This window comes from Agromyces binzhouensis, from assembly GCF_004135055.1.
GTDB classification, from domain to species: Bacteria; Actinomycetota; Actinomycetes; order Actinomycetales; family Microbacteriaceae; genus Agromyces; species Agromyces binzhouensis.
On record NZ_SDPL01000141.1, the window covers coordinates 1 to 7,069 of the forward strand.

The following is a 7,069-nucleotide window of genomic DNA, read 5'->3' on the forward strand; positions in this document are numbered from 1 at the left end:
CCCCGGCCGGCGCCTCCTCCGGTGCGGCGACGGGCACGGGTGCGACGCGCGCGGTCCAGGCCGCGGCGTCGCGCGACATCGTCCAGGGCTCGGTGCGGCGCAGGCCGTGGCATCCGAGCACGACCTTCGCGACGCCGTCGGCCAGGTCGCGCGACGACGGCGGGTTGATGCGGTCGAGCTCGTCGAGGCTGAACGCGTCGACCGCGATCGGCTCGATGCCTCCCGCCGTGTACAGCAGCAGGTCCCACGACTCGACGTCGTCGGTCACGACGACCCGGCGCAACTCCACCCGCCCCGCGTGCTGCACCTCGTCGTCGGTCAGGCTTCCGAATGGCTTCGTCATCGTGCACCCCTGATCCCAGCCAACCGCAGCGGGGGGCGGCCGTGCGACAGGTGCGGGGGCGAGTCGCGCACCGCGTATCGTCGTCCCGTGACGCACGAGACCGACCCGGTGCCCGTCGGGGCCGCCGACGGCGCATCCCCGGCCCGCCGTCGAGTCGCCGGAGCCGCGACGCAGCTCGGCACGGAGGTGTCGATCAACTTCGGCTCGTCGCTCGCCGGACTCGTCATCCCCGTCGTCGGCGCGTTCGTCGTCGTCGCGGTCCGCCAGCTGGTCATGGCCGCCGCGGTGCTCCCGTTCTACCGTCCGAGGCGCGCGAGCCTCACCTGGCGTCGGCTTCGCCCGGCGATCGCCCTCGGCGTCGTGCTGGCCGTCATGAACGTCTCGTTCTACGTCTCCATCGACCTGCTCGGACTCGGCATCGCCGCGACGATCGAGTTCCTGGGGCCGCTCGCGATCGCGCTGTTCGCCTCGCGTCGCCTGCTCGACGTCGGGTGCGCGATCGCCGCCGGTGCGGGCGTCGTGCTGCTGATCGCCCCGGGCATCGGGGCGGATGCCGCGGGCGGGCCGTCGTCGGCGGGTGCGGGCGTCGACCCCGTCGGCGTGCTGTTCGCGCTCACCGCAGCCGCCAGCTGGGCCGCCTACATCCTGCTCACGCGCCGCGTGGCGACCCGCCTTCCGGGGCTCGAGGGCCTCACGGTCGCGAGCCTCGTCAGCCTCGTGCTGCTGCTGCCCGTGGCGATCTGGACGTTCGACGCGGCCGTCGTCGACTGGCGCGTGGCCGGGCTGCTCCTCGGCGTCGGCGTGCTCAGCTCGGCGCTGCCGTACAGCCTGGACACCTACATCCTCCGGCGCATCACGCCGCGCCTCTACGCGATCATCACGAGCTTCGGCCCGGTGATCGCGGCGGTCTTCGGCGTGCTGGTCCTCGGGGAGTCGTTCACGCCCGTCGAGGCGATCGCGATCGTCGTCGTGTGCGGTGCCGCCGCACTGGCGCTCGCCACCCAGCGGGATCGCCCGGTCAGCGACCTCGAGGCCACCGCCCAGACGATCCCCTGAGCCGGCGGGACGAGCGGCCCGTGCGCGGGTGCGCCGGGCGTCGTAGCGTGGGGAGCGGGTGCGGCACGGAGCCGTCCGCGACGTCGAGGAGGACGCGATGGCCGTGATCGGGTGGATCGGGCTCGGGCACATGGGCGGGCCGATGGCCGCCCACCTCGTCGAGGCGGGACACGAGGTCGTGGGCTTCGACGTCGACGCGGGCATGGCCGAGCGCGCGGCGGGCACGGGCGTGCGGGTGGTGCCGGATGCCGCGGCGGCGGCGCGCGATGCGGACGCGGTGTTCACGTCGCTGCCGAGGTCCGAGCACTCGCGCGACGTGCTCATCGGGGGAGCGGGCGGCCGCGTCGGCGTCTTCGACGTCGTGCGGCCCGACGCCCTCGTGCTCGACACGTCGACGGTGGACGTCGCCACGTCGCGCGCGTGCCACGACGCGGCGGAGGCCCGCGGCATCCGCTTCGTCGATGCACCCGTCTCGGGCGGGATCGCCGGGGCGCAGGCCGGAACGCTGACGTTCATGCTCGGCGGCGAGGAGGCCGCGACCGGTGACGCGGCCGGGCTCGTGACGCCCATGGCCGGGCACGTGTTCGTCGTCGGCGGGCCGACGGCCGGCATCGCCGCGAAGCTCGCGAACAACCTCATGCTCTTCATCACGCTGCAGGCCTCGTCGGAGGGCGCGCGGCTCGCGGAGGCGCTCGGGCTCGACCCGACGGTGTTCCACGACATCGCGACCGTGTCGTCGGGCGACTCGTGGCCGCTGCGCACCTGGTACCCGGTGCCCGGCGTCGTGCCGACGAGCCCGGCGAACCGCAACTTCGACGCGACGTTCACCACGCGCCTGGCCGAGAAGGACCTGTCGTACGCGCTCGAGGCCGGCGAGGCCGCCGGGCTCGACCTGGCCGCGGGCCGGCTCGCCATGGAGCGGTTCAGCCGCCTCATCGAGGAGGGCTACGGCGACCTGGACTGCAGCCTGGTCGTCAAGTACGTCGGCCGCGACGGCCGCACGCCCGGATTCGATCCGGACGCGTAGGTCGGCGGGCCCGCGAGGCGCGAGCTCGCGGCATCCGTTCACCTCGACCTCGGTACCCTCGAAGGGGCGAGGCGAGGAGGTGCGGATGGGCGGATTCCCGTGGCCGTGGCGTCGACGCGGCCGGGTCAAGATGGCGCCGTTCGACCGCTCGCGGCTGCCCGAGGCGCGCCTCGCATCGTTCGACGAGATGCTCGAGGAGGGCATGCTCATGGCCGAGTCGGCCGGGCGGATGGCGCTGAAGAACCGCCTCATCGTGCACGCGCTCCGCACCGACGAGCCGTTCTCCGACGAGCACGCCGCAGCCGAGGCGCGAGCGGTGCTCTACGAACTGGTGCAGGAGGCCGACGAGGCCGCGGAGCACGTCGCCGACGAGCGCGCCGTCGCCGGCAAGCGCGAGGGCCGCTCGCAGCACCAGCACGACTACCACCGCGACGACCTCCTGAACCTCCGCCGCCGCGAGAAGGTCTACGCCTCGGTCGCGAAGGAGCTCTGGACCAAGCGGTCCGACGACGCCTACGTCGCGCACTTCGTCGAGCGCGCCCGCGACGACGCCTGGCAGGAGCTCGGCTCCGCGATCGAGCAGGAACTCGACCGGCGCTGGCCGCGCTACGACGAGGAGCCCGACTACGCGGAGCACCGCGCCGAGCGCATGTCCGACGTGGGCGGCGACCTCATGCGCGACCTCGCGCGGCTCGAGGCGCAGCGCGCCGTCGAGTCGATCCCCGAGTACTGACGCGCCCCCGCGGCATCCGTCGCCCGGGCCGCCCGGCCCGGCACACTGGGCGCATGACCCGTCACTGGACCCCGCTCGCCGTCGTGTACCTCGTGGCCGCCATCGCGGGCCTCGTCGGCACCTGGACGTACAACGCGATCGCGATCGCCGAGCGGAACGACTTCATCGGCGACCTCGTCTCGAGCGGCCCGGCGGTGTCGTCGATCACGACCGACCTGCTCGTGGTCGCGGTGGCGGGCAGCATCCTGATCGTCGCCGAGTCGCGCCGACTCGGGATGCGCTTCGCATGGGCGTACATCGTCGGGTCGGCGCTGACGGCGTTCGCGTTCACGTTCCCGCTCTGGCTCTCGATGCGCGAACGGCGGCTGGCGTCGATGCGGGAGGCGGCGAGTGATGTCGACGTCTGAAGCCGACCCGAGCGAGCACCACCGTCGTCGATTTCGGCGGGTGCGCGGGGCCGTGCACCCGCACCGACCGACGACAACCGCGAATGGCGGATGGCACCGGACGATCCCGCCGCGAGTCAGTCGCGGGCGACGTCAGCGGGGGCCGGCGCAACGAGCGCCTCGACGTCGTGGCGGACGCGCTCCCGCATGTCGACGCCCCGGAGCGACGGTCGCAGCCCCGTCGGCGCCTGCAGCCAGGCGGCCACGGCCCCGGTGACCCCGACGAGGAGCTCGGCGGGCGACTCGCCGGCCGGCAGCCCACCGGCCTGCTGCACCCGCCGGATCGCGTCGAGCTTCTCGCCGTAGAGTTCCAGCTCGCGCGCCGTGGCCTCGCGTGCCTCGAGCGTGCGACGCGCCTGGAACCGGACGACCTCCGGGTTGCCGACGGCATAGTCGAAGAGTGCGACTGCGTAGGCGGGCAGGTCGTCGGGCTCGAAGGGCACCTCGGCGTGCACGCGCTCGATGACCTCGTCGACGACCGCGTCGTACAGGCCCTCCTTGCTGCCGAAGTAGGCGTAGATCATGCGCTGGTTGGCTCCGGCCGCCTCGGAGATCCCGGCGATGCGAGCACCGGCGAACCCGCCCTCGGCGAACTCGGTGAGCGCCGCGGCGAGGATGCGGCGACGGGTCTGAGCGGCATCCCTGACCACGGTTCGTCCCCCTTCGTTCCCGCCGGCCCATGCTTCGTGCGCCGGACCGATCGGGGTGTCGCTGAGAAGTAAGTAAGTAGTTGTTGACATCGTACCGCACCCTCGCGTAGCGTGAGTAAGCAACCAGTTACTTACATGGAGGATCCATCATGGTCAAGACCGCACTCGTCACCGGCGCCTCGTCGGGCATGGGCCGTGAGATCGCCCTCAAGCTCGCGGCCGACGGGTACACGGTGTACGGCGCGGCCCGCCGCGTCGACCGCATGCGCGACCTCGAGTCATCCGGCATCCGCATCATCGGCATGGACGTCACCGTGGACGACCAGGTCGTCGCGGCGGTCGACCGCGTGATCGCAGAGACCGGCCGCATCGACGTGCTCGTGAACAACGCGGGCTTCGGGCTCTACGGCGCCGTCGAAGACACGTCGATGGACGACGTGCGCTACCAGTTCGACGTCAACTTCTTCGGCGTCGCCCGGCTCACCCAGCTCGTGCTGCCGCACATGCGCGCGCAGGAGTCGGGTCGCATCGTGAACATCTCGTCCGTCGGCGGCGAGATCTACACGCCCCTCGGCGCGTACTACCACGCGACCAAGCACGCGCTCGAGGCATGGTCCGACGCGCTGCGCTACGAGGTCGCCCGATTCGGGATCGACGTGATCATCGTCCAGCCCGGGCTCATCGACACCGAGTGGTCGGGCATCATGGCCGGCACGCTCCTCGAACGGAGCGGTCGCGGCGCGTACGCGCCGTTGGCGCAGGCGGTCGTCGCGCGGAGCGGGGGCGAACTCGGGAGCTCCTCGCCCACGGTGATCTCCGACGCCGTCTCACGGGCCGTGTCGGTGCGTCGACCGCGCACCCGCTACGCCGTCGGCCGCATGGCCAAGCCGCTCATCGCGGCCCGCCGCGTCCTCTCCGACCGTGGATTCGACCGGCTGCTCGCGGCCGCGGCGCGCTGACGTCCGCTGGGGATAGCGTTGCTCGCATGACCGATGCAGCTTCGGATGGCCCCGCCGCTCCGTGGGACGCGGGGATCTGGACCCGCGACCCCATCGACATCCGAACGGACGGCGACGGGATCGTCGTCGTGGCGGCCGAGGGCAGCGACTTCTGGCGGACGACCCAGTACGGCTTCGTGCACGACGACGGCCACGCGCTGCTCGGTCCGTGGCCGGCGGATGCCGCGGTCGAGGTCACCGTCGACACGTCGACGCTCACCGGCCTGTACGACCAGGCCGGCCTCTTCCTCCGCGGTGGCGACGAGCTCTGGATCAAGGCGGGCCTCGAGGTGAACGACGACGTCCTCCACGTCGGTGCGGTCGTCACGAATCGGGTTTCCGACTGGTCGCTCGCCCCGGTTCCCGAGTGGGCGGGCGAGATCGTGACCGTGCGGGCGAGCCGCTCCGGCGTCGACGGCGATGCGGTGACGCTGCGGGCGCGCGCGGGCGACGGGCCGTGGCGCACCATCCGGGTGGCCCCGTTCGATGCGAATGCCGCGACCGCCGGACCGATGGTGTGCGCGCCGACCCGCGCCGGCCTCGAGGTGCGCTTCACGGGGTGGGCGTTCGTGCCGGCCGACGTCGACCTGCACGAGGATCCGCCGGTCGGCTGAGCCGCGCCTCGCAGCGTCGCCCTACGGCGTGATGTGGTGGCTCGCGACGAACACGTCGCCGGGGTCGAACTGGCGCTTGATCGCGCGCAGGCGCGCGAGCGTCTCGGGCGGGAAGATCTCGGTCACGATGTCGGCCCCGAACTCGGGCGTGAAGTTCGAGTAGCGGCCGTTCGTGAAGGCCATCGCGGCGTCGATGCCGTCGTGTGCCGCGGCGACCGTCTCGGGGGCCGCGTCAGCCGGAACCAGCCGGTTCACTGCGAAGAGCGCCTGCCCGTCGCGCTGGGCGACGGCCGTGGCATCCGTCGGCACCCGCGAGAACGCCCCACCGAGCGCGCGGAGCAGCAGCATCGTGTGGATCTCGTGGTCGAGCGTCGCGGCGAACGCATCGAGCGCGGCGTCGGAGAGGTCGGGCACGAAGCCGTTGCCGCCGACGAGCTCGAACGGCGGCTCGCCGGGCGGGGCGTCCTCGAGCAGGTCGCCGTAGCCCACCGGTGCCAGCGAGACGTGCGTGACCGACGGCAACGAGAGCAGGGGCTGGAGCAGGTGCCGGAGCTCCTCCTCGGAGCCCTGCAGCGCGACCACGAGCTGCGGACCGGCGGGCATCTCGGGCATGAGCGGCGGCATGACCATGAGCGTCGAGTTGAGCTCGTCGGGGCCGTCGCGCATGACGTCGCGCCAGGCTCCGAGCACCGCGCGCGCGTCGGACTGGTCGAACATCACCCGACCGCCGACGAGGCCCTCGACGTGCGCCGCCTGGTAGGTGAACCGCGTCGCGACGCCGAAGTTGCCGCCGCCGCCGCGCACCGCCCAGAAGAGGTCGGGGTGCGACTCGGCGTCGACTTCGAGCACCTCGCCCGCGGCGGTCACGAACTCGACCCGGCGGAGGACGTCGATCGTCAGCCCGTGCGTGCGGACCAGCCATCCGATGCCGCCGCCGAGCGTGAGCCCGCCGACGCCGACGTCGCGCGTGTCGCCTGAGGTGACGCCGAGGCCGTGGGGTGCGAGCGTCGCAGCGACGTCGCCCCAGTGGGCGCCTGCGCCCACGTGGACGAGCCCGTCGCCCGCGACCTCGATCGAGGAGAGCGCGGAGAGGTCGATCATGACGCCGCCCGCCGCGGCAGGCGGGGACCCGTGCCCGCCCGAGCGGACGGTCAGGGGGACGCCTGCCGCCACGGCGGAGCGCACGGCCTCGGCGACCTCGG

At 73.0% G+C, this 7,069-nt stretch carries 9 protein-coding genes; 6 read left to right on the top strand and 3 right to left on the bottom strand.

Going from position 1 to position 7,069, the window contains the following annotated elements; genetic code table 11:
* Positions 1-343: hypothetical protein (locus tag ESO86_RS08650; protein WP_165307524.1), on the bottom strand; the 343-nt coding region annotated here is incomplete at its 3' end.
* Between the two features lie 87 nt (positions 344-430).
* Between ESO86_RS08650 and ESO86_RS08655 the strand changes: the two genes are divergently transcribed.
* From ESO86_RS08655 to ESO86_RS08670, 4 genes are all read left to right on the top strand, one after another.
* On the top strand, positions 431-1,399 hold the full coding sequence (locus tag ESO86_RS08655; protein ID WP_242492290.1) for an EamA family transporter: 969 nt from the start codon (positions 431-433) through the stop codon (positions 1,397-1,399).
* Positions 1,400-1,457: 58 nt separating this feature from the next.
* Positions 1,458-2,426, top strand: coding sequence for an NAD(P)-dependent oxidoreductase (locus tag ESO86_RS08660; protein WP_340638840.1), 969 nt, complete (start codon positions 1,458-1,460; stop codon positions 2,424-2,426).
* An 85-nt stretch (positions 2,427-2,511) separates the two neighbouring features.
* Positions 2,512-3,159: a hypothetical protein gene (locus ESO86_RS08665; protein WP_129234535.1), complete on the top strand. Its 648-nt coding sequence runs from the start codon at positions 2,512-2,514 to the stop codon at positions 3,157-3,159.
* Positions 3,160-3,212: 53 nt separating this feature from the next.
* Positions 3,213-3,566 (top strand): DUF2834 domain-containing protein, encoded by a 354-nt coding sequence (locus ESO86_RS08670; RefSeq protein WP_129234536.1) that lies wholly within the window; start codon positions 3,213-3,215, stop codon positions 3,564-3,566.
* A 116-nt stretch (positions 3,567-3,682) separates the two neighbouring features.
* Here the strand turns inward: ESO86_RS08670 and ESO86_RS08675 are convergent, their stop codons facing one another.
* Positions 3,683-4,255, bottom strand: coding sequence for a TetR/AcrR family transcriptional regulator (locus ESO86_RS08675; protein ID WP_165307526.1), 573 nt, complete (start codon positions 4,253-4,255; stop codon positions 3,683-3,685).
* Between the two features lie 149 nt (positions 4,256-4,404).
* On the opposite strand from ESO86_RS08675, the gene ESO86_RS08680 reads away from it, so the two are divergent.
* Together ESO86_RS08680 and ESO86_RS08685 are read left to right on the top strand one after the other, a co-directional pair.
* Entirely contained in the window at positions 4,405-5,214 is an 810-nt protein-coding gene (locus ESO86_RS08680) for an oxidoreductase (RefSeq protein WP_207207069.1), read from the top strand.
* Positions 5,215-5,240: 26 nt separating this feature from the next.
* Positions 5,241-5,867 carry a DUF1349 domain-containing protein gene (locus tag ESO86_RS08685; protein ID WP_129234539.1) on the top strand — a complete coding sequence of 209 codons (627 nt, stop codon included), beginning with the start codon at positions 5,241-5,243 and terminating at the stop codon, positions 5,865-5,867.
* A 21-nt stretch (positions 5,868-5,888) separates the two neighbouring features.
* Here the strand turns inward: ESO86_RS08685 and ESO86_RS08690 are convergent.
* On the bottom strand, positions 5,889-7,069 hold a 1,181-nt coding region (locus tag ESO86_RS08690), incomplete at its 5' end, for an FAD-binding oxidoreductase (protein WP_165307528.1).

Coding starts and splice junctions, on each gene's coding strand:
- ESO86_RS08680 (WP_207207069.1), top strand. CDS start 4,405: ATGGTCAAGACCGCACTCGTCACCGGCGCCTCGTCGGGCATGGGCCGT.
- ESO86_RS08685 (WP_129234539.1), top strand. CDS start 5,241: ATGACCGATGCAGCTTCGGATGGCCCCGCCGCTCCGTGGGACGCGGGG.
- ESO86_RS08670 (WP_129234536.1), top strand. CDS start 3,213: ATGACCCGTCACTGGACCCCGCTCGCCGTCGTGTACCTCGTGGCCGCC.
- ESO86_RS08665 (WP_129234535.1), top strand. CDS start 2,512: ATGGGCGGATTCCCGTGGCCGTGGCGTCGACGCGGCCGGGTCAAGATG.